The organism is Comamonas aquatica NBRC 14918 (assembly GCF_000739875.1).
Lineage (GTDB): Bacteria > Pseudomonadota > Gammaproteobacteria > Burkholderiales > Burkholderiaceae_C > Comamonas > Comamonas aquatica.
This window is the reverse complement of sequence record NZ_BBJR01000063.1, coordinates 16,287-34,957: the sequence shown is the minus strand read 5'-3', so window position 1 is coordinate 34,957 and position 18,671 is coordinate 16,287. Positions and strand designations below refer to the sequence as shown.

General features: G+C 59.4%; 19 protein-coding genes and 1 tRNA gene. 18 read left to right on the top strand and 2 right to left on the bottom strand.

Annotation, left to right across the window (positions count from 1 at the left end; all coding sequences use genetic code 11):
• Positions 1 to 543, bottom strand: a 543-nt coding sequence (gene pilV / locus CA2_RS17685; protein ID WP_042418814.1) for a type IV pilus modification protein PilV, incomplete at its 3' end; no start/stop codon positions are given.
• Positions 531 to 1,112, bottom strand: coding sequence for a GspH/FimT family pseudopilin (locus tag CA2_RS17680; protein ID WP_081889024.1), 582 nt, complete (start codon positions 1,110 to 1,112; stop codon positions 531 to 533). The genes CA2_RS17680 and pilV, both read right to left, overlap by 13 nt.
• Positions 1,113 to 1,385: 273 nt before the next feature.
• Between CA2_RS17680 and rpsO the strand changes: the two genes are divergently transcribed.
• From rpsO to CA2_RS14410, 18 genes are all read left to right on the top strand, one after another.
• Positions 1,386 to 1,652, top strand: coding sequence for a 30S ribosomal protein S15 (rpsO, locus tag CA2_RS14495; protein WP_042418801.1), 267 nt, complete (start codon positions 1,386 to 1,388; stop codon positions 1,650 to 1,652).
• A gap of 227 nt (positions 1,653 to 1,879) precedes the next feature.
• Complete coding sequence (pnp, locus tag CA2_RS14490; RefSeq protein WP_042418798.1) at positions 1,880 to 4,108, top strand: polyribonucleotide nucleotidyltransferase; 2,229 nt, start codon at positions 1,880 to 1,882, stop codon at positions 4,106 to 4,108.
• A 200-nt stretch (positions 4,109 to 4,308) separates the two neighbouring features.
• Positions 4,309 to 5,055, top strand: coding sequence for a triose-phosphate isomerase (gene tpiA / locus CA2_RS14485; protein WP_042418796.1), 747 nt, complete (start codon positions 4,309 to 4,311; stop codon positions 5,053 to 5,055).
• A gap of 35 nt (positions 5,056 to 5,090) precedes the next feature.
• Positions 5,091 to 5,456, top strand: a complete 366-nt coding sequence (gene secG, locus CA2_RS14480) for a preprotein translocase subunit SecG (RefSeq protein ID WP_042418794.1) — start codon at positions 5,091 to 5,093, stop codon at positions 5,454 to 5,456.
• Positions 5,457 to 5,582: 126 nt separating this feature from the next.
• A tRNA-Leu gene (locus CA2_RS14475) sits at positions 5,583 to 5,667 on the top strand.
• Between the two features lie 72 nt (positions 5,668 to 5,739).
• The gene (locus CA2_RS14470) at positions 5,740 to 6,099 is read left to right on the top strand and encodes an NADH-quinone oxidoreductase subunit A (RefSeq protein WP_042418811.1); all 360 of its coding nucleotides are present in this window, start codon (positions 5,740 to 5,742) and stop codon (positions 6,097 to 6,099) included.
• A 31-nt stretch (positions 6,100 to 6,130) separates the two neighbouring features.
• Positions 6,131 to 6,610, top strand: a complete 480-nt coding sequence (locus CA2_RS14465; RefSeq protein WP_042418791.1) for a NuoB/complex I 20 kDa subunit family protein — start codon at positions 6,131 to 6,133, stop codon at positions 6,608 to 6,610.
• A 12-nt stretch (positions 6,611 to 6,622) separates the two neighbouring features.
• Positions 6,623 to 7,231, top strand: coding sequence for an NADH-quinone oxidoreductase subunit C (locus CA2_RS14460; RefSeq protein ID WP_042418788.1), 609 nt, complete (start codon positions 6,623 to 6,625; stop codon positions 7,229 to 7,231).
• 30 nt (positions 7,232 to 7,261) lie between these two features.
• On the top strand, positions 7,262 to 8,515 hold the full coding sequence (locus tag CA2_RS14455; RefSeq protein WP_042418784.1) for an NADH-quinone oxidoreductase subunit D: 1,254 nt from the start codon (positions 7,262 to 7,264) through the stop codon (positions 8,513 to 8,515).
• A complete protein-coding gene (gene nuoE / locus CA2_RS14450; protein WP_042418782.1) occupies positions 8,512 to 9,003 on the top strand; it encodes an NADH-quinone oxidoreductase subunit NuoE in 492 nt (163 codons plus the stop codon). The genes CA2_RS14455 and nuoE overlap by 4 nt, the downstream gene beginning before the upstream one ends.
• Positions 9,000 to 10,373, top strand: a complete 1,374-nt coding sequence (nuoF, locus tag CA2_RS14445; RefSeq protein ID WP_042418780.1) for an NADH-quinone oxidoreductase subunit NuoF — start codon at positions 9,000 to 9,002, stop codon at positions 10,371 to 10,373. The genes nuoE and nuoF overlap by 4 nt, the downstream gene beginning before the upstream one ends.
• A 20-nt stretch (positions 10,374 to 10,393) precedes the next feature.
• Positions 10,394 to 12,514, top strand: a complete 2,121-nt coding sequence (gene nuoG / locus CA2_RS14440; protein WP_042418775.1) for an NADH-quinone oxidoreductase subunit NuoG — start codon at positions 10,394 to 10,396, stop codon at positions 12,512 to 12,514.
• The gene (nuoH, locus tag CA2_RS14435; protein WP_042418771.1) at positions 12,511 to 13,587 is read left to right on the top strand and encodes an NADH-quinone oxidoreductase subunit NuoH; all 1,077 of its coding nucleotides are present in this window, start codon (positions 12,511 to 12,513) and stop codon (positions 13,585 to 13,587) included. The genes nuoG and nuoH overlap by 4 nt, the downstream gene beginning before the upstream one ends.
• Before the next feature lie 12 nt (positions 13,588 to 13,599).
• Positions 13,600 to 14,109 carry an NADH-quinone oxidoreductase subunit NuoI gene (nuoI, locus tag CA2_RS14430; protein ID WP_042418767.1) on the top strand — a complete coding sequence of 170 codons (510 nt, stop codon included), beginning with the start codon at positions 13,600 to 13,602 and terminating at the stop codon, positions 14,107 to 14,109.
• A gap of 30 nt (positions 14,110 to 14,139) precedes the next feature.
• A complete protein-coding gene (locus CA2_RS14425) occupies positions 14,140 to 14,811 on the top strand; it encodes an NADH-quinone oxidoreductase subunit J (protein ID WP_042418763.1) in 672 nt (223 codons plus the stop codon).
• Positions 14,808 to 15,116 carry an NADH-quinone oxidoreductase subunit NuoK gene (nuoK, locus tag CA2_RS14420; RefSeq protein ID WP_042418761.1) on the top strand — a complete coding sequence of 103 codons (309 nt, stop codon included), beginning with the start codon at positions 14,808 to 14,810 and terminating at the stop codon, positions 15,114 to 15,116. The genes CA2_RS14425 and nuoK overlap by 4 nt, the downstream gene beginning before the upstream one ends.
• 28 nt (positions 15,117 to 15,144) lie before the next feature.
• Positions 15,145 to 17,181, top strand: coding sequence for an NADH-quinone oxidoreductase subunit L (nuoL, locus tag CA2_RS14415; protein ID WP_174435620.1), 2,037 nt, complete (start codon positions 15,145 to 15,147; stop codon positions 17,179 to 17,181).
• A gap of 13 nt (positions 17,182 to 17,194) precedes the next feature.
• Positions 17,195 to 18,670, top strand: a complete 1,476-nt coding sequence (locus CA2_RS14410; RefSeq protein WP_042418758.1) for an NADH-quinone oxidoreductase subunit M — start codon at positions 17,195 to 17,197, stop codon at positions 18,668 to 18,670.
• The last annotated feature ends 1 nt before the right edge of the window (position 18,671 follow it).

The following is an 18,671-nucleotide window of genomic DNA, read 5'->3' as shown; positions in this document are numbered from 1 at the left end:
CAACGCCGTGCCTGCGCTGAAACTGCCATCGCTGTTGCGCACTTGGCTGGCGTCAATGGCGTCGGTTTTGGTGTCTGCTCGTTCGTTCTCCCGCCATGCAATCATCACGCCCACTTGGCGGCGGTTGGCATCCACGGTTTCACCGGGAGCCAGAAAGATGCTGGACTGGCCTGTCGGGAGGTTTTGCTGGACTGCAGTCTTCCATTGTTGCAAGTCGTGCTCGGCTTGTTGTAAAGGCGTACAGGCGCTGCTCTGGCAACTGACTGTGACTTTGCTTTCGTTGGCTTCCGGTGGTGTATAGCCGGAGATGTAACTGTTGATGCTGATCAGTGCGTTGGGGTTGACCCGCATACGCTCGCCGAGGTCTTCAATCAGTCGTATCGCCTGACCACGGCGTACGCTGGTCTGGGTGTCCGACAGGGTACGCATCTGTACGCCCAGGATGCCAAGAATTCCTAGCGCGCTGACCAGGATGGCAATCAGGGATTCCAACAGCGTGATGCCTTGCTGGCGATGTGCGTGGTGTGGGATTAGTTGTTGCATGGAACGTCTTCCTGGTTGACCACTCGTATTCGTCCGCCCGACGCCATGCAAAGGCCTTTGGTTGCGGGCGAGGAAATGCCTTGCGGGTGTGGTGCAATCGTGAATCCCACCAGATTGGCTCCATCCATCATTCCCCAGCGGTCTGCGCTGATGGTGACGCCAGATTTACTTCGGGTCACCGTGATGTTGGGCGGTGTGGTGTAGCTTTGAATTTCTTCGCCTGCGTTCCAGCGTTTGTTGCCGTTGGCGTCCAGAAACACCACCCAGCCGCAATCCCAATTCTGGTTGGTGTTGTCTGTGATGCACCCCGCCGTAGTTGGCGGAAGCTTCTCTAAGTAAACGTTGCCGCCGTGTTTGATGGCTTCAGATCGCGCTAGCATCAATGCGGATTTCAGGCTCTCAACGGCCTGCGCTACACGCCAGCGCTCCAGCAATGGCGTAAAGCTGGGGGCTGCTAAGCCTAAGAGCACCGCCAGTATGGAGATAGTGATCAAAAGCTCGATCAGTGTGAGTCCGCGCCGATGGCGGCGTCTCAGGGGTAGGACGGGCAACTGTGAAGCTGTAGGCATGCCGCTAAGCTAAATCGCTCCGTGGCCGAAGAGGGCGCTTGGCAGACTGGTGGATATGTCGACAGGGATGAGCGGCCTGTCTGGGCGGCGGAGTGGACGGTTCGGTGCGGAGGCGGACAGCCTGGAGCGGAGCTGGGGTTTGAGGCGGAATTGCGCGATCGGCTACAATGTCTGGGTTTTGCATGGTGCAAGACGCACGCCACAGGCCCTTCCAGCCCGCGGCGCAAGTAACCAAGGCGGCTCGCAAGGGGCGCCGTAGACAAGGAAATCAAAATGATCGCTGCCTCCAAAAAGGCTGAAGTTGTTAAGGCCAACGCTCGTTCCGAAAACGACACCGGTAGCCCAGAAGTGCAAGTTGCACTGCTGACAGCTCGCATCAACGAACTGACTCCCCACTTCAAGGCCAACGCCAAGGACCACCACGGTCGTCGCGGTCTGCTGCGCATGGTGAGCCGTCGTCGCAAGCTGCTGGACTACCTGAAGTCCAAGGATGCGGACCGCTACACCGCCTTGATCGCCAAGCTGGGCCTGCGTAAGTAAGCACAGTGCAAGATCGAAACGCCTGAGTTAGATGGCCTAGCTCAGGCGTTTTTTACTTTGGAGTTTGCTGAGACAGAGCGAAGCTGTGTCATTCCACCACCGTGTTTGTGGCTGAGTGCTTGAGTTTTTATAGCTGTAAGCGCGCTTGTGGAATGGCATCGTGTTCTGTTTAGCCTCCAAGTCATTGCTGGATGAGCGCATCCAGCTATTTCAATAGGAGTACATACATGACCATGTTCAACAAAGTGACCAAGACTTTCCAATGGGGCCAGCACACGGTCACCATGGAAACCGGTGAAATCGCCCGCCAGGCTTCCGGTGCGGTGCTGGTGAACATCGACGACACCGTGGTGCTGGCCACCGTGGTGGGTTCCAAGCAGGCCAAGGCCGGCCAGGACTTCTTCCCCCTGACCGTCGACTACATCGAGAAGACCTACGCGGCCGGCAAGATCCCCGGCAGCTTCTTCAAGCGCGAAGCCAAGCCTTCCGAGCTGGAGACCCTGACCAGCCGTCTGATCGACCGTCCCATCCGCCCCCTGTTCCCCGAAGGTTTCTACAACGATGTGCATGTGGTGATCCACACCATCTCGTTGAACCCCGAAGTGGATGCCGACATTGCCGCCATGATTGCTGTGTCCGCCGCCCTGTCGGTCTCGGGCATCCCGTTCAACGGCCCCATCGGCGCCGCCCGTGTGGGTTACATCAATGGCGAATACGTGCTGAACCCCGGCCAGACCCAGCGCAAGAATTCGCTGATGGACCTGGTGGTTGCCGGTACCGAAGCGGCTGTGCTGATGGTGGAATCTGAAGCGCAGCAACTGCCTGAAGAAGTGATGCTGGGCGCCGTGGTGTTCGGCCACGAGCAGGGCAAGATCGCCATCGACGCCATCCATGAGCTGGTGCGCGAAGGTGGCAAGCCCGTGTGGGACTGGACTGCGCCTGCCAAGGACGAAGCCCTGATCGCCAAGGTGGCCGAGCTGGGCGAAGCTGCCCTGCGCGCCGCCTACCAGCAGCGCAACAAGCAAGTGCGCACCCAGGCCTGCCGCGAAGCGTATGCAGCGGTGAAGGCTGGCCTGACAGCCCAGGGCGTGGAGTTTGACGGCGTCAAGGTCGAAGGCATGCTGTTCGACATCGAAGCCCGCATCGTGCGCAGCCAGATCCTGGCCGGCGAGCCCCGCATCGACGGTCGCGACACCCGTACCGTGCGCCCCATCGAAATCCGCAACTCCGTGCTGCCTCGCACCCACGGTTCCGCCCTGTTCACGCGCGGTGAAACCCAGGCGCTGGTGGTGACCACGCTGGGTACCGAGCGTGATGCACAGCGCATCGACGCACTGGCCGGTGAGTTCGAAGACACCTTCCTGTTCCACTACAACATGCCTCCCTTTGCCACCGGCGAAGTGGGTCGCATGGGTTCGACCAAGCGTCGCGAAATCGGCCACGGCCGTCTGGCCAAGCGCGCCTTGGCCGCTTGCCTGCCCACCAAGGAAGAATTCCCCTACACCATCCGCGTGGTGTCGGAAATTACCGAATCCAACGGCTCTTCGTCGATGGCCTCGGTGTGCGGTGGCTGCCTGTCGATGATGGACGCCGGCGTGCCCATGAAGGCGCACGTGGCCGGTATCGCCATGGGGCTGATCAAGGAAGACAACCGTTTCGCCGTGCTGACCGACATTCTGGGTGACGAAGATCACCTGGGTGACATGGACTTCAAGGTGGCTGGCACGACCGCCGGTATCACGGCCCTGCAGATGGACATCAAGATCCAGGGCATCACCAAGGAAATCATGCAAGTGGCCCTGGCCCAGGCCAAGGAAGCGCGCATGCACATCCTGGGCAAGATGCAGGAAGCCATGGGCGAAGCCAAGACCGAAGTGTCGTCCTTCGCGCCCAAGCTGTTCACCATGAAGATCAACCCCGAGAAGATCCGTGACGTGATCGGCAAGGGCGGTGCCACCATTCGTGCGCTGACCGAAGAAACTGGCACCCAGATCAACATCGAGGAAGACGGCACCATCACGATTGCCGCCACCGATGGCGACAAGGCCGAAGCGGCGAAGAAGCGCATCGAAGAGATCACGGCCGAAGTGGAAATCGGCAAGGTCTACGAAGGCCCCATCGTCAAGATCCTGGAATTCGGCGCGCTGGTGAACCTGCTGCCCGGCAAGGATGGTCTGCTGCACATCAGCCAGATCGCGCACGAACGCGTGGAGAAGGTCACCGACTACCTGCAAGAAGGCCAAGTGGTTAAGGTCAAGGTGCTGGAGACCGACGACAAGGGTCGCGTCAAGCTGTCGATGAAGGCGCTGCTGGACCGCCCTGCCGGTGAGCAGCGTGGCGAGCGTCCTGCCCCTGCAGAGCGCCAGTCGCGTGAACCCCGTGCTCCCCGCGAGCCACGTGCTCCCCGCGGCGAGCAGACCGGTGCCGAGCAGCAGCAACAACAGCAGCAGCAATAAAGCCTCGGCTTTATGGCAAGTGCCATGACCTGTCGGACTGGTTCGTCAGGTCATGGTGCTGCTATTGAGAAGTGAGCTGCTTGCGCTTGCTGCATAAGGATTTAAGTCGTTTTTGGCTTAAATCCTTTTTGTGTCAAGTTGCAGTGGTGCAAGGCTTTTCAAGGCAGTGATCAATTCCATCTTGATGATGTTGTGACCCCATGAAGAAGAAACTGATTGTTGGCAACTGGAAGATGAATGGCAGCCTGTCGGCCAATGCCGACTTGGTGTCGGCGCTGGTCCAGGGGTTGCCAGCCCCGCTGAACTGCGGTGTGGGCGTGGCTGTGCCGGCTGCCTACCTGGCCCAGGTGCAGGCACTGGTGCAGGGATCCGGTGTGGCGCTGGCTGCGCAGGATGTGTCCCAGCACGACAAGGGTGCCTACACCGGCGAGGTGTCGGCTGCGATGTTGCAGGATTTCGGCGTGCGTTATGCCCTGGTGGGACATTCCGAGCGCCGCCAGTACCACGCCGAGACCGATGCTGTCGTTGCGGCCAAGGCGCAGGCTGCGCTGGCCAAGGGCATTACGCCCATCGTCTGCGTGGGTGAGACCCTGGAAGAGCGTGAAGCCGGTCATACCGAGCAGGTGGTCAAGCGCCAATTGGCGGCGGTGATCCACCAGGTCGGGCATTGCGTGAGTGAGCTGGTGGTGGCTTACGAGCCGGTGTGGGCCATTGGTACGGGCAAGACCGCTTCGCCTGAGCAGGCGCAGGCTGTGCATGCCGTGTTGCGTGCGCAGCTGGCAGCCGCGACTGAACACGCCGACCGTGTGCCGCTGCTCTACGGTGGCAGCATGAATGCCGCGAATGCGGCGCAGTTGCTGGCGCAGGCGGACATTGATGGTGGTCTGGTGGGTGGTGCATCGCTCAAGGCGGCAGACTTTTTGCAGATCGTTGCGGCGGCCCACTGATGGGTTGGCTGAAGGTATTTAACTGAGGAGTGGGAATGAGCGCATTTGCGACATTGATTTTGGCTGTGCAGATGTTGTCGGCCCTGGCCATGATTGGCCTGATCTTGATCCAGCACGGCAAGGGTGCGGACATGGGGGCGGCCTTTGGCAGCGGAACTTCGGGTAGCCTGTTTGGTGCCAGCGGGAGTGCCAACTTCCTGTCGCGCAGCACCGCGGTGCTGGCCACGGTGTTCTTTGTGGCGACTCTGGCGCTGGCGTACCTGGGCAATGCCCGTCCTGCCAGCACGGGGAGTGTGTTGGAGAGTGTGCCCGCGGCCGTGACGGCGCCAGCAGCCCCTGCTGTCGACAGCACCGTGCCTACAGCACCTGTCCAGGGTGTGGATCAGATTCCCGCCAAATAATTGGATCAAACGTCTGATGAATGCTGTGTTACAGCATTTTTCGGGCTAAAATCCGAGGATTGCTTGGCAAGCGATAGCCCAGTTAGAGGGGGCTCCTCATGCGAGCCAAGCAGTTGAGACTTACAAGCCGTCGTGGTGAAATTGGTAGACACGCTATCTTGAGGGGGTAGTGGCGAAAGCTGTGCGAGTTCGAGTCTCGCCGACGGCACCATCATAAATACAGCCTGCCCATGATCAGGCAGTGGTCGAGGGCAAGGTCAACAAGCGGAAAACGCGACCTCACATGAACCTCGATCAATATCTCCCCGTCCTGCTTTTCATTATGGTGGGCATCGCAGTGGGAGTCGTCCCTCTCGCTCTTGGCTATGTTCTGGGGCCCAATCGCCCGGATGCAGCCAAAAACTCTCCCTATGAGTGCGGTTTTGAGGCCTTTGAAGATGCACGCATGAAGTTTGATGTGCGCTTCTACCTGATCGCCATTCTCTTCATCCTGTTTGACCTGGAAATCGCATTCCTGTTGCCTTGGGCCGTTGCGCTGCAAGACGTGGGCATGACTGGTTTCGTTGCTGTTCTCATCTTCCTGACCGTCCTTGTAGTGGGTTTTGCCTACGAATGGAAAAAGGGCGCCCTGGATTGGGAATAAGCACTACGTAATCCTCAAAAAAGGAAGCACGATGATTGAAGGCGTGATGAAGGAAGGCTTCGTCACCACGAGCTATGACGCCGTGGTGAACTGGGCCAAGACCGGTTCTATCTGGCCGATGACATTTGGTCTGGCTTGCTGCGCCGTGGAGATGATGCACGCTGCGGCCGCGCGCTACGACTTGGCACGTTTTGGCGCGGAAGTGTTCCGCCCCTCGCCGCGCCAGTCGGACCTGATGATTGTGGCGGGAACGCTGTGCAACAAGATGGCCCCCGCGCTGCGCAAGGTGTATGACCAGATGTCGGAGCCCCGCTGGGTGCTGTCGATGGGGTCGTGCGCCAATGGTGGTGGCTATTACCACTACAGCTATTCGGTGGTGCGTGGCTGTGACCGGATTGTTCCTGTGGATGTCTACGTGCCTGGCTGTCCGCCCACGGCCGAAGCGCTGATCTACGGCATCATCCAGCTGCAGCAGAAAATCCGCCGCACGAACACCATCGCCCGCGTTTAAGGAGCCGAGAGGATGTCCGCATTTGCAATTCAGCCCGAAGCACTTCGGGATCTGGTGGCAACCGCATTGGGAGACCAGGCGCGCAATGTCACCGTCAAGCATAGCGAGGTGACGGTTGAAGTCGCTGCCGTGCACTACTTGGATGTCATGCGCAAGCTGCGCGACACACCCGGTTGTCAGTTTGAGCAACTGATCGACCTGTGCGGTGTTGACTATTCGACCTACCAGGAAACCGGTGTGGAAGGTGCGCGTTTTGTTGTGGTGTCGCACCTGTTGTCGGTCAGCCTGAACCAGCGTGTGCGCGTGCGTGCCCTGTGCGCAGACGATGACTTCCCGATGATGGCCTCTGTGTGCGAGCTGTGGAGCAGTGCCAATTGGTACGAGCGTGAAGCGTTTGACCTGTATGGCATCGTCTTCGAAGGCCACACCGACCTGCGTCGCATCCTGACCGACTATGGCTTTATCGGTCACCCCTTCCGCAAGGATTTCCCGCTGTCCGGTCACGTGGAGATGACCTATGACACCGAGCAACGCCGCGTGGTCTATCAACCTGTCACGATTGAGCCACGTGAGATCACGCCGCGCATCATCCGTGAGGAGAACTACGGAGGACTGCACTGACAGACGCATTGCGTCTGCTGGTTGACAACCATGGCTGAAATCAAAAACTATTCCATCAACTTCGGACCCCAGCACCCTGCCGCGCACGGTGTGCTGCGCTTGGTGTTGGAGCTGGACGGTGAAGTGGTCCAGCGTGCCGATCCGCACGTGGGTCTGCTGCACCGTGCCACTGAAAAGCTGGCCGAGCACAAGACCTACATCCAGTCGCTGCCCTACATGGACCGACTGGACTACGTGTCCATGATGTGCAACGAGCACGCCTACTGCCTGGCGATCGAAAAGCTGCTGGGCATTGAGGTGCCCAAGCGCGCGCAGTATATCCGTGTGATGTTCAGTGAGATCACGCGTCTGCTGAACCACCTGATGTGGCTGGGCTCCAACGGCATGGATTGCGGTGCATCCACCGTGCTGATGTGGACCTTCCGCGAGCGTGAAGACCTGTTCGACATGTACGAGGCCGTATCTGGCGCCCGCATGCACGCCGCCTACTTCCGTCCTGGAGGTGTCTATCGCGATCTGCCCGATACCATGCCCCAGTTCAAGGCCAGCAAAGTGCGCAATGCCAAGGGCATTGAGAAGCTGAATGCCAACCGCCAAGGCTCGTTGCTGGACTTCATCGAAGACTTCACCAACCGCTTCCCCAAGTGTGTGGATGAGTATGAATACCTGCTCACCGAAAACCGCATCTGGAAGCAGCGCATGGTGGGCATTGGCGTGGTGACTCCAGAGCGTGCGCTGAACATGGGCTTTACCGGTCCAATGCTGCGTGGATCCGGGATTGCCTGGGATCTGCGCAAAAAACAGCCGTACGAAGTCTATGGTGAGCTGGACTTTGATGTCCCAGTGGGCAAGACCGGCGATTGCTACGACCGTTACCTGGTGCGCGTTGCAGAAATGCGCCAGTCGAACGAGCTGATCAAGCAGTGTGTGAAGTGGCTGCGTGCCAACCCAGGTCCGGTCATTACCGAGAACCACAAGGTGGCGCCGCCGGCCCGTGAGGACATGAAGTCCAACATGGAGTCGCTGATTCACCATTTCAAGCTGTTCACCGAAGGCTTCAAGGTGCCTGAAGGCGAAGCCTATGCGGCGGTGGAGCACCCCAAGGGGGAGTTTGGTATCTACCTGGTGAGCGATGGCGCGAACAAGCCTTATCGCCTGAAGATTCGTGCCCCCGGCTTCGCCCACTTGGCGATGATGGACGAAGTGGTTAGTGGCCACATGCTGTCCGACGTGGTGGCCGTGATCGGCACCATGGATATCGTGTTCGGAGAGATTGACCGATGATTACTGAAGCGACCAAAGCGCGCTTTGCGCGTGAAGTGGCCAAGTACCCAGCCGACCAAAAGCAGTCCGCAGTGATGGCCTGCCTGTCGATTGCCCAGCAAGAGCTGGGCTGGGTCACGCCTGAGAGCGAGGCAGTCATTGCCGAAGTGCTGGACATGCCGCAGATTGCCGTGCATGAAGTCACGACCTTCTACAACATGTACAACCAAAAGCCCGTGGGCAAGTACAAGTTGAACGTGTGCACCAACTTGCCCTGCCAACTGCGCGATGGCTACAAGGCATTGCACCATCTGGAAGCTAAGTTGGGTATCAAGATGGGTGAGACCACGCCGGACGGCATGTTCACTCTGCAGCAGTCGGAGTGCCTGGGCGCTTGCGCCGATGCCCCGGTGATGTTGGTGAACGACCGTTGCATGTGCAGCTTCATGAGCAATGAGAAGTTGGACGAGTTGGTGGACGGACTGCGTGCAGCGGAGGGCAAGGCATGACGACCATCTTGAACAACCCTGCCGCCAACGATGTGCTGGCCAAATTTGCCGCGTCGGGCAACGAAACCTGCTTTCACGGTCGCCACATCGAGCCCCAGATCTACAAGGATTTGAACGGCAAGAACTGGACCCTCAAAGATTACGAAGCCCGTGGTGGCTACCAGGCCCTGCGTAAGATCCTGGGCCAAGATGGCGGCCCGGGCCTGACCCAGGACGAGGTGATTGCCACGGTCAAGGAGTCAGCACTGCGCGGTCGTGGTGGTGCAGGCTTCCCCTCGGGTCTGAAGTGGAGCTTCATGCCCCGCCAGTTCCCAGGCCAGAAATACCTGGTCTGCAACTCGGATGAGGGTGAGCCAGGCACGTGCAAGGACCGCGAAATCCTGATGCACAACCCCCACATCGTGATCGAAGGCATGGCGATTGCAGCCTATGCGATGGGCATCAACGTGGGCTACAACTACATTCACGGTGAAATTTTTCAGGCCTACGAACGCTTTGAAGCGGCGCTGGAAGAAGCGCGCGCCGCAGGTTTCCTGGGCGACAACATCATGGGTTCGAACTTCAGCTTCCAGCTGCATGGTCACCATGGTTTTGGCGCTTACATCTGTGGCGAAGAAACGGCGTTGCTGGAATCGCTGGAAGGCAAGAAGGGGCAGCCCCGCTTCAAGCCACCATTCCCCGCCAGCTTCGGCCTGTATGGCAAGCCCACCACGATCAACAACACCGAGACATTTGCCGCGGTGCCCTGGATCATCCGCAACGGTGGGAATGCCTACTTGGAATGCGGCAAGCCCAACAACGGTGGCACCAAGATTTTCTCGGTCAGCGGCGATGTGAATCTGCCCGGTAACTACGAAGTGCCCATGGGCACACCTTTCAGCAAGCTGCTCGAGCTGGCTGGTGGCGTGCGCACAGGTCGCAAGCTCAAGGCGGTGATCCCTGGTGGTTCGTCTTCGCCCGTGCTGCCGGCGGACATCATCATGGAATGCACGATGGACTACGACTCCATCTCCAAGGCAGGTTCCATGCTGGGGTCGGGCGCTGTGATCGTGATGGACGATTCGCGTGACATGGTGGAAAGCCTGCTGCGCCTGTCGTACTTCTATCAGCACGAGTCCTGTGGCCAGTGCACACCGTGCCGCGAAGGCACAGGTTGGTTGTGGCGCGTGGTCAAGCGTATTCAGGAGGGTGAAGGCCGTCCCGAAGACATTGAACTGCTGGACTCCGTATCCGTGAACATCATGGGCCGCACGATTTGTGCGCTGGGCGACGCGGCTGCCATGCCCGTACGCGCCATGATCAAGCATTTCCGCCACGAGTTTGAAGCCAAGATTGCCGCGGCTGCGAAGTCGGGCTCTACAGCTGCCTGATCGCGAGAGGCGAGAGACATATGGTTGAAATTGAACTAGACGGCAAGAAGGTGGAGGTTGCTCCTGGCAGCATGGTCATGCATGCGGCCGAGCGAGCAGGCACCTACATTCCGCACTTTTGCTACCACAAGAAACTTTCCATTGCTGCCAACTGCCGCATGTGTTTGGTGGAAGTGGAAAAGGCCCCCAAACCCCTGCCGGCCTGCGCGACCCCGGTCACGCAAGGCATGATTGTGCGCACCAAGAGCGACAAGGCCATCAAGGCCCAGCAGTCGGTCATGGAGTTCCTGCTGATCAACCACCCCTTGGATTGCCCCATCTGCGACCAAGGCGGTGAGTGCCAGCTGCAGGATTTGGCGGTCGGCTATGGCGGTACCGGTTCGCGCTACGAAGAAGAAAAGCGCGTGGTGGCTCACAAGGATGTGGGTCCCCTGATCTCGATGGAAGAGATGAGCCGCTGCATCCACTGCACCCGCTGCGTGCGTTTTGGTCAGGAAGTGGCCGGCGTCATGGAGCTGGGCATGGTCAACCGCGGCGAGCACTCGGAGATCACCACCGTGGTGGGCGATACCGTGGACTCCGAGCTGTCGGGCAACATGATCGATCTGTGCCCTGTGGGTGCGTTGACCAGCAAGCCCTTCCGCTACAGCGCCCGTACCTGGGAACTGTCGCGACGCAAGTCGGTGTCGCCACATGACTCCACCGGTGCCAATCTGATCGTCCAGGTGAAGAACCACAAGGTGATGCGCGTCGTGCCCTTCGAGAACGAAGCCATCAACGAGTGCTGGATTGCCGACCGCGATCGCTTCTCTTACGAAGCCCTGAACAGCGACGAACGCCTGACACAGCCCATGATCAAGCAGGGCGGTGCATGGAAGACGGTCGACTGGCAAACCGCGTTGGAATACGTGGCCAACGGCCTGAAGCAAATCAAGGAACAGCACGGTGCACAAAGCATTGGCGCCTTGGTGAGCCCCCACAGCACACTCGAAGAGCTGTTCCTGACAGGCCAGTTGCTGCGTGGCATCGGTAGCGACAATATCGACTGGCGTCTGCGCCATGCACAGTTCAACGCTGCCGAAGGCGTGCGTTGGCTGGGCATATCGATTGCGGCGTTGTCCGAGCTGCAAGCTGTGCTGGTCGTGGGTTCTAACCTGCGTAAGGACCACCCCTTGTTCGCACAACGCATTCGCCAGGCTGCCAAGAAGGGTGGGCAGGTGTTTGCGCTGAATGCACAGGTGTACGACTGGGCCATGCCCGTCAGCGCATCGGTGGTGGCTGCGCAAGACTGGGCACAGGCTCTGGCCGATGTGGCCGCAGCCGTGGCACAGGCCAAGGGCGTGCAAGCACCCGTGGCAGCACAGGCCAACGCAGAAGCCCAGGCGATTGCCCAGGCCCTGTTGGCGGGTGAGCGCAAGGCCGTGTTGCTGGGCAACGCTGCCGCGCACCATGCACAAGCCGCCGAATTGCTGGCCCTGGCCAACTGGATCGCGGAGCAAACCGGTGCCACCGTGGGTTACCTGACTGAGGCTGCCAACACCGTGGGTGCGCAGTGGGTGAAGGCACAACCTCAGTCCAATGGTCTGAATGCGGCACAAATGGTGGCAGGTGGCCTGAAGGCCGCGATCCTGCTGAACACCGAGCCTGCATTCGACACGGCCGCTGGCCAGCAAGCTCTGCAAGGCCTGAACAAGTCGGAAATGGTGGTGACCTTGAGCCCGTTCAAGGCCAACCTGGACGTCAGCGACGTGTTGCTGCCGATTGCACCGTTCACCGAAACCTCGGGCACCTTCGTGAACGCCGAGGGCCGTGTGCAAAGCTTCCACGCCGTGGTGAAGCCTTTGGCCGAAACCCGCCCCGCCTGGAAGGTGCTGCGTGTCTTGGCCAATCTGTTGGGTGTCGAAGGCGTGGATTACGAATCCTCGCAGGACGTACTGGCCACCGCGATTGGCGCGGCCACCAGCGAAGTGCCAGCCCAGGCGCTGAGCAATGCGACCCAAGCGGCTGCGCAAGTGTTTGGCGGTGCGGTCACTGAGCCGGCTGTGGCAAGCATCTATCAACTGGACAGCATTGTCCGCCGCGCGACGTCGCTGCAACTGACAGCCGATGCGCGCCAGGCACGTGAGGGAGGTGCTGCATGATTGACGCACTCAAGACGGCAGGCGCAGGCCTGATCGAGGCAGCGTGGTGGACTGATGCAGTATGGCCTGTCATCTGGATTTTGCTCGGCATCATCGCCATCGTGGCACCGCTGATGATTGCGGTGGCCTACCTGACCCTGTGGGAGCGCAAATTCCTGGGGTGGATCCAGGTCCGTCCAGGTCCCAACCGTGTGGGGCCTTGGGGCTTGCTGCAGCCGATGGCCGACGGCCTGAAGCTGTTGACCAAGGAACTGATCATGCCCACGGTGGCATCCAAGGGGCTGTTCTACGTCGGTCCCGTGATGGCCATCATGCCCGCCTTGGCTGCGTGGGTGGCGGTGCCTTTCGGACCTGAAGTCGCCCTGGCCAACGTCAATGCCGGCATCTTGCTGATCATGGCGATCACTTCGATCGAAGTCTATGGCGTGATCATTGCAGGCTGGGCCTCCAACTCCAAGTACGCCTTCCTGGGCGCGCTGCGTGCTTCGGCACAGATGGTGAGCTACGAAATCGCCATGGGCTTCTGCTTCCTGGTGGTCATCATGGTCACCGGTAGCATGAACCTGACGCAAGTGGTGCTCAGCCAGGGCCAAGGTCAGTTTGCCGACATGGGCCTGAGCTTCCTGTCCTGGAACTGGTTGCCCCTGCTGCCGATCTTCCTGGTCTACCTGATCTCGGGTGTCGCAGAAACCAACCGCGCGCCGTTTGACGTGGTGGAAGGTGAGTCGGAAATCGTGGCCGGCCACATGGTCGAGTACTCAGGCATGGGCTTTGCGATCTTCTTCCTGGCGGAATACGCCAGCATGTGGCTTGTCTCGATCCTGGCCGTGATCATGTTCTTCGGTGGCTGGTTGCCTCCAGTGGAAGCCCTGGGCTTCATTCCCGGCTGGATCTGGCTGGCGGCCAAGACAGCGTTCGTGGTCACCTGCTTTGTGTGGATTCGAGCCACGTTCCCGCGCTTCCGCTATGACCAGATCATGCGTCTGGGCTGGAAGATCTTCATCCCTGTCACCCTGGTGTGGCTGGTCATCGTGGGTGCATGGCTGCACTCGCCTTGGAATATTTGGAATTAAGCGGGGACACCAATGGCTGCTGTTGCTGCTACACCTTTCTCTATCAAGGATTTCTTCAAGAGCTTCATGCTCGTGGAGCTGTTCAAGGGCATGGCCCTGACAGGTCGCAAGGCGTTTTCGCCCCATGTGACCATCCAGTTCCCCGAAGAAAAAACCCCTCTGTCGCCACGTTTTCGTGGCCTGCACGCATTGCGCCGTTATGACAACGGTGAAGAGCGCTGCATCGCCTGCAAGCTGTGCGAGGCCGTGTGCCCCGCGATGGCGATCACGATCGAGTCGGACGTGCGGGATGACGGTTCGCGCCGTACCACGCGCTACGACATCGATTTGACCAAGTGCATCTTCTGCGGTTTCTGCGAAGAAAGCTGCCCGGTCGATTCGATCGTGGAAACGCAGATTTTCGAATACCACGGTGAAAAGCGTGGCGACCTGTACTTCACCAAGGACATGTTGCTGGCTGTGGGTGATCGCTACGAAGCCGACATCGCTGCTGCCAAGGCAGCGGATGCCAAGTACCGCTAAAGCGGCTCCTGATCCAGAAAGATTCGAATCATGGACGCCAAAACTGGTTTCTTCTATCTCTTCTCGGCGGTGATGCTGTTTGCAGCCTTCCGAGTCATTACATCGCGCAACCCGGTGCACGCCGTGCTCAACCTGATTCTGGCCTTCTCGCAAGCCGCTGGTATCTGGTTGATGCTGAAGGCGGAGTTCCTGGGTATTGCCCTGGTGGTGGTCTACCTGGGCGCCGTGATGGTGCTCTTCATGTTCGTGGTGATGATGCTGGACATCCGCATCGACCGTGTGCGCCAAGGCTTCTGGAAGCATTTCCCGGTCGCGGCGTTTGTCGGTGCCGTGGTGGCGCTGGAGATGGCCCTGGTCCTGATGGCAGGTTTTGGCACTGTGGACGAGGCCAAGCCGGTGGCCGAGCTGCTGAACAAGCAGGGTGAGGTGCTGCCGTACTCCAACACCCAGGCCCTGGGTCGTCTGCTGTACACCCAGTACCTGTACCCCGTGGAAATTGCCGCCATCCTGCTGCTGGTGGCCATGATCACCGCGATTGCCCTGACCATGCGTAAGCGCAAGGACACCAACAAAGCGATCAACCCTGCAATCCAGGTGCGAGTGCGTGCGCAAGACCGCATCAGCCTGGTGAAGATGGAGGCCACCAAGGCCCCGGTGGCTGCGGCTGCCGAGGGTGAGACGGCCGTGGAGGAGAAAAAATGACGCTCACACTAGGGCACTTTCTGACGCTGGGAGCGATGCTGTTCGCCATCTCGGTGATCGGTATTTTCCTGAACCGGAAAAACCTGATCGTCTTACTGATGTGCATCGAACTGATGCTTTTGGCGGTCAACACCAACTTCGTGGCCTTCTCCCACTACCTGGGTGACATGCACGGTCAAGTGTTTGTGTTCTTCATCCTGACGGTTGCGGCCGCGGAATCGGCGATTGGCTTGGCCATCCTGGTGCTGCTGTTCCGTAACAAGTCCAGTATCAATGCGGAAGATCTCGACACCCTCAAGGGTTGAGGCACCGGTATTTGCAAGGTTCTGAAGAATGAGTCAAACACTTTCTGCATCCATGCTCCTGGCGGTACCGCTGGCTCCGCTGGCCGGTTCTGTCCTGGCGGGCATATTCGGCACCGCATTTGGTGGCAACAAGTTCGGTCGCGGAGTCAGCCACTCGCTCACCATCCTGGGCGTGCTGGTTTCCTTCATCCTGTCGGCACTGACCTTCCAGGCAGTGGTTTCCGAGGGCGCACGCTTTGATCAGACCATCTATGAATGGATGGTGGTCGGCGGTCTGAAGATGGAGGTCGGTTTCCTGATCGACTCCATCACCGCCATGATGATGTGCGTGGTGACCTTCGTGTCGCTGATGGTGCACATCTACACCATGGGCTACATGGAAGAAGACGACGGCTACAACCGTTTCTTCTCCTACATCTCGCTGTTCACCTTCTCCATGCTGATGCTGGTGATGAGCAACAACCTGCTGCAGCTGTTCTTCGGCTGGGAGGCTGTGGGCCTGGTGTCCTACCTGCTGATCGGTTTCTACTTCAAGAAGGAATCGGCCATCTTCGCCAACATGAAGGCCTTCTTGGTCAACCGTGTGGGTGACTTCGGCTTCATCCTGGGCATCGGTTTGATTGCGGCCTACACGGGCACGCTGAACTACGGCGAAATCTTTGCCAAGTTGCCAGAGCTGCAACAGGCCACCATGCCTGGCACAGGCTGGCTGCTGGTGACCGTGATCGGCATCTGCTTGTTCATCGGTGCCATGGGCAAGTCGGCGCAGTTCCCGCTGCACGCCTGGCTGCCAGACTCCATGGAAGGCCCTACCCCCATCTCCGCCCTGATTCACGCGGCGACCATGGTGACGGCCGGTATCTTCATGGTTTCGCGCATGTCGCCGCTGTATGAGCTGTCGGATGTGGCGTTGAACTTCATCTTGGTGATCGGTTCCATCACGGCCCTTTTCATGGGTATCCTGGGCATCATCCAGAACGACATCAAGCGCGTGATTGCGTATTCCACGCTCTCGCAGCTGGGGTACATGACGATTGCACTGGGTGTGTCGGCCTACTCCGTGGCCACGTTCCACCTGATGACGCACGCCTTCTTCAAGGCCTTGCTGTTCCTCGGAGCCGGTTCTGTGATCATGGGCATGCACCACAACCAGGACATCCGCTGGATGGGTGGCGTGCGCAAGTACATGCCCATCACCTGGATCACGTTCCTGTTGGGCAACCTGGCACTGATCGGTACGCCGTTCTTCTCGGGCTTTTACTCGAAGGACGCGATCATCGAAGCCGTGCATGCCTCGAACCTGCCCGCCTCCGGTTTTGCGAACTTTGCCGTACTGGCCGGTGTGTTCATCACCGCGTTCTATTCGTTCCGTCTGTACTTCATCGTGTTCCACGGTAAAGAGCGCTACGACCAGAATCCGGATGCCCACCACGATGACCACCATGGTCATAACGATCACGGCCATGGTCACGATGCCAAGCCGCACGAATCGCCTTGGGTGGTGACGGCACCGCTGGTGCTGCTGGCCATTCCTTCGGTGGTGATCGGTGCCATCGCGCTGATGCCCATGCTGTTCGGCGACTTCTTCAAGGGCGTGATCTATGTCGACGCCGCCAAGCACCCCGCGATGACCGAGCTGGCCGAGAAGATCCATGGTTGGCTGCCCATGGCGCTGCATGGCTTCCAGACCGCTCCGTTCTGGCTGGCTCTGGCCGGTGTGGTGGTGTCCTACCTCTTCTACATGGTCAAGCCAGAGATTCCTGCCGCCATCATGGCCTTGTCCAAGAAGATCGGCCTGTACCAGGTGCTGGAAGGCAAGTACGGTGTGGACTGGGTGTACGAAAACATCTTCGCACGTGGTTCGCGCGCCTTCGGTACCGCCTTCTGGAAGGTGGGCGACCAGGCCATCATTGATGGTGCTGTCGTGAATGGTTCCTGGAAGCTGGTTGGCAAGATCGCTGCCGTGGTCCGCTGGTTCCAGTCGGGTTACATCTATCACTACGCGTTGGTCATGATCCTGGGCATCTTCCTGCTCATGACGTACTTCGTGTGGCTCAACAAGTAAGGGAAGAACAAAAATGGGTTTGTTGAGTCTTTCCATCTGGACACCCATCGTCTTTGGTGTCCTGTTGCTGGCCTTCGGCCGCGACAACTGCGCGCGTGGCGTGCGCTGGGTGGCACTGATTGGCTCCTTGCTGGGGCTGGCGGTGACCATTCCGCTGATCACGGGTTTTGACACCTCTTCGGCGCAGATGCAATTCGTCGAGAAGGTCCTGTGGATTGAGCGTTTCAATATCCACTACCACCTGGGCCTGGACGGTCTGTCCTTCTGGTTCGTGCCGCTGACGGCCTTCATCACCGTGATCGTAGTGCTGGCCTCGTGGGAAAGCATCACTGAGCGCGTGAACCAGTACATGGGCGCGTTCCTGGTGCTGTCGGGCCTGATGATCGGCGTGTTTGCGGCCCTGGACGGCTTGCTGTTCTACGTGTTCTTCGAAGCCACCCTGATCCCTATGTACCTGATCATCGGTATCTGGGGCGGCCCCAACAAGATCTACGCGGCGTTCAAGTTCTTCCTGTACACCCTGATGGGCTCGCTGCTCACCCTGGTGGCCATCATCTACCTGTACAACGTCTCGGGTGGCAGCTTTGACATCCAGGCCTGGCACAAGCTGCCCCTGGGGTCCTTGCCCCAGACCCTGGTGTTCTTTGCCTTCTTCGCGGCGTTTGCCGTGAAGGTGCCCATGTTCCCGGTACACACCTGGTTGCCCGACGTGCACGTGGAAGCGCCCACTGGCGGTTCTGCTGTGCTGGCGGCCATCATGCTGAAGCTGGGCGCCTACGGTTTCCTGCGCTTCTCGCTGCCGATTGCTCCTGACGCCTCGCGCGAATGGGCCTGGCTGATGATTGCGCTGTCGCTGATCGCCGTGGTCTACGTGGGCATGGTCGCCCTGGTGCAAAAGGACATGAAGAAGCTGGTGGCTTATTCGTCCGTGGCGCACATGGGCTTTGTGACCCTGGGCTTCTTCATCTTCAACGACCTGGGCGTGTCCGGCGGTATCGTGCAGATGATTGCCCACGGCTTTGTCTCGGGCGCCATGTTCCTGTGCATCGGCGTGCTGTACGACCGTGTGCACTCGCGCGACATCGCGGCGTATGGCGGCGTGGTCAACACCATGCCCAAGTTCGCGGCCTTTGCCCTGCTGTTCGCTATGGCCAACTGCGGTCTGCCAGCCACGGCAGGTTTCGTGGGCGAGTGGATGGTGATCCTGGGGGCCGTGAAGTTCAACTTCTGGGTGGGCCTGCTGGCTGCCACCGCACTGATCTTCGGTGCGGCCTACACCCTGTGGATGTACAAGCGCGTGTACCTGGGCCCCGTGGGCAATGACCATGTGAAGGAGCTGCAGGACATCAACTGCCGCGAGTTCCTGATCCTGGCCATCCTGGCTGTGGCAGTCCTGTACATGGGCCTGTACCCCAAGCCCTTCACAGATGTGATGGATCCTTCGGTGGCGCAGCTGTTGCAGCACGTGGCCCAATCCAAGCTTCCCTGAC

Excerpts from the sequence above, each read along its gene's own strand:
- CA2_RS14410 (WP_042418758.1), top strand. The coding sequence starts at position 17,195 with ATGGGTTTGTTGAGTCTTTCCATCTGGACACCCATCGTCTTTGGTGTC.
- pnp (WP_042418798.1), top strand. The coding sequence starts at position 1,880 with ATGACCATGTTCAACAAAGTGACCAAGACTTTCCAATGGGGCCAGCAC.
- nuoL (WP_174435620.1), top strand. The coding sequence starts at position 15,145 with ATGAGTCAAACACTTTCTGCATCCATGCTCCTGGCGGTACCGCTGGCT.
- nuoK (WP_042418761.1), top strand. The coding sequence starts at position 14,808 with ATGACGCTCACACTAGGGCACTTTCTGACGCTGGGAGCGATGCTGTTC.
- CA2_RS14425 (WP_042418763.1), top strand. The coding sequence starts at position 14,140 with ATGGACGCCAAAACTGGTTTCTTCTATCTCTTCTCGGCGGTGATGCTG.
- nuoF (WP_042418780.1), top strand. The coding sequence starts at position 9,000 with ATGACGACCATCTTGAACAACCCTGCCGCCAACGATGTGCTGGCCAAA.
- rpsO (WP_042418801.1), top strand. The coding sequence starts at position 1,386 with ATGATCGCTGCCTCCAAAAAGGCTGAAGTTGTTAAGGCCAACGCTCGT.
- nuoH (WP_042418771.1), top strand. The coding sequence starts at position 12,511 with ATGATTGACGCACTCAAGACGGCAGGCGCAGGCCTGATCGAGGCAGCG.
- nuoE (WP_042418782.1), top strand. The coding sequence starts at position 8,512 with ATGATTACTGAAGCGACCAAAGCGCGCTTTGCGCGTGAAGTGGCCAAG.
- nuoG (WP_042418775.1), top strand. The coding sequence starts at position 10,394 with ATGGTTGAAATTGAACTAGACGGCAAGAAGGTGGAGGTTGCTCCTGGC.
- nuoI (WP_042418767.1), top strand. The coding sequence starts at position 13,600 with ATGGCTGCTGTTGCTGCTACACCTTTCTCTATCAAGGATTTCTTCAAG.
- CA2_RS14470 (WP_042418811.1), top strand. The coding sequence starts at position 5,740 with ATGAACCTCGATCAATATCTCCCCGTCCTGCTTTTCATTATGGTGGGC.
- CA2_RS14465 (WP_042418791.1), top strand. The coding sequence starts at position 6,131 with ATGATTGAAGGCGTGATGAAGGAAGGCTTCGTCACCACGAGCTATGAC.
- secG (WP_042418794.1), top strand. The coding sequence starts at position 5,091 with ATGAGCGCATTTGCGACATTGATTTTGGCTGTGCAGATGTTGTCGGCC.
- CA2_RS14460 (WP_042418788.1), top strand. The coding sequence starts at position 6,623 with ATGTCCGCATTTGCAATTCAGCCCGAAGCACTTCGGGATCTGGTGGCA.
- CA2_RS14455 (WP_042418784.1), top strand. The coding sequence starts at position 7,262 with ATGGCTGAAATCAAAAACTATTCCATCAACTTCGGACCCCAGCACCCT.
- CA2_RS17680 (WP_081889024.1), bottom strand. The coding sequence starts at position 1,112 with ATGCCTACAGCTTCACAGTTGCCCGTCCTACCCCTGAGACGCCGCCAT.
- tpiA (WP_042418796.1), top strand. The coding sequence starts at position 4,309 with ATGAAGAAGAAACTGATTGTTGGCAACTGGAAGATGAATGGCAGCCTG.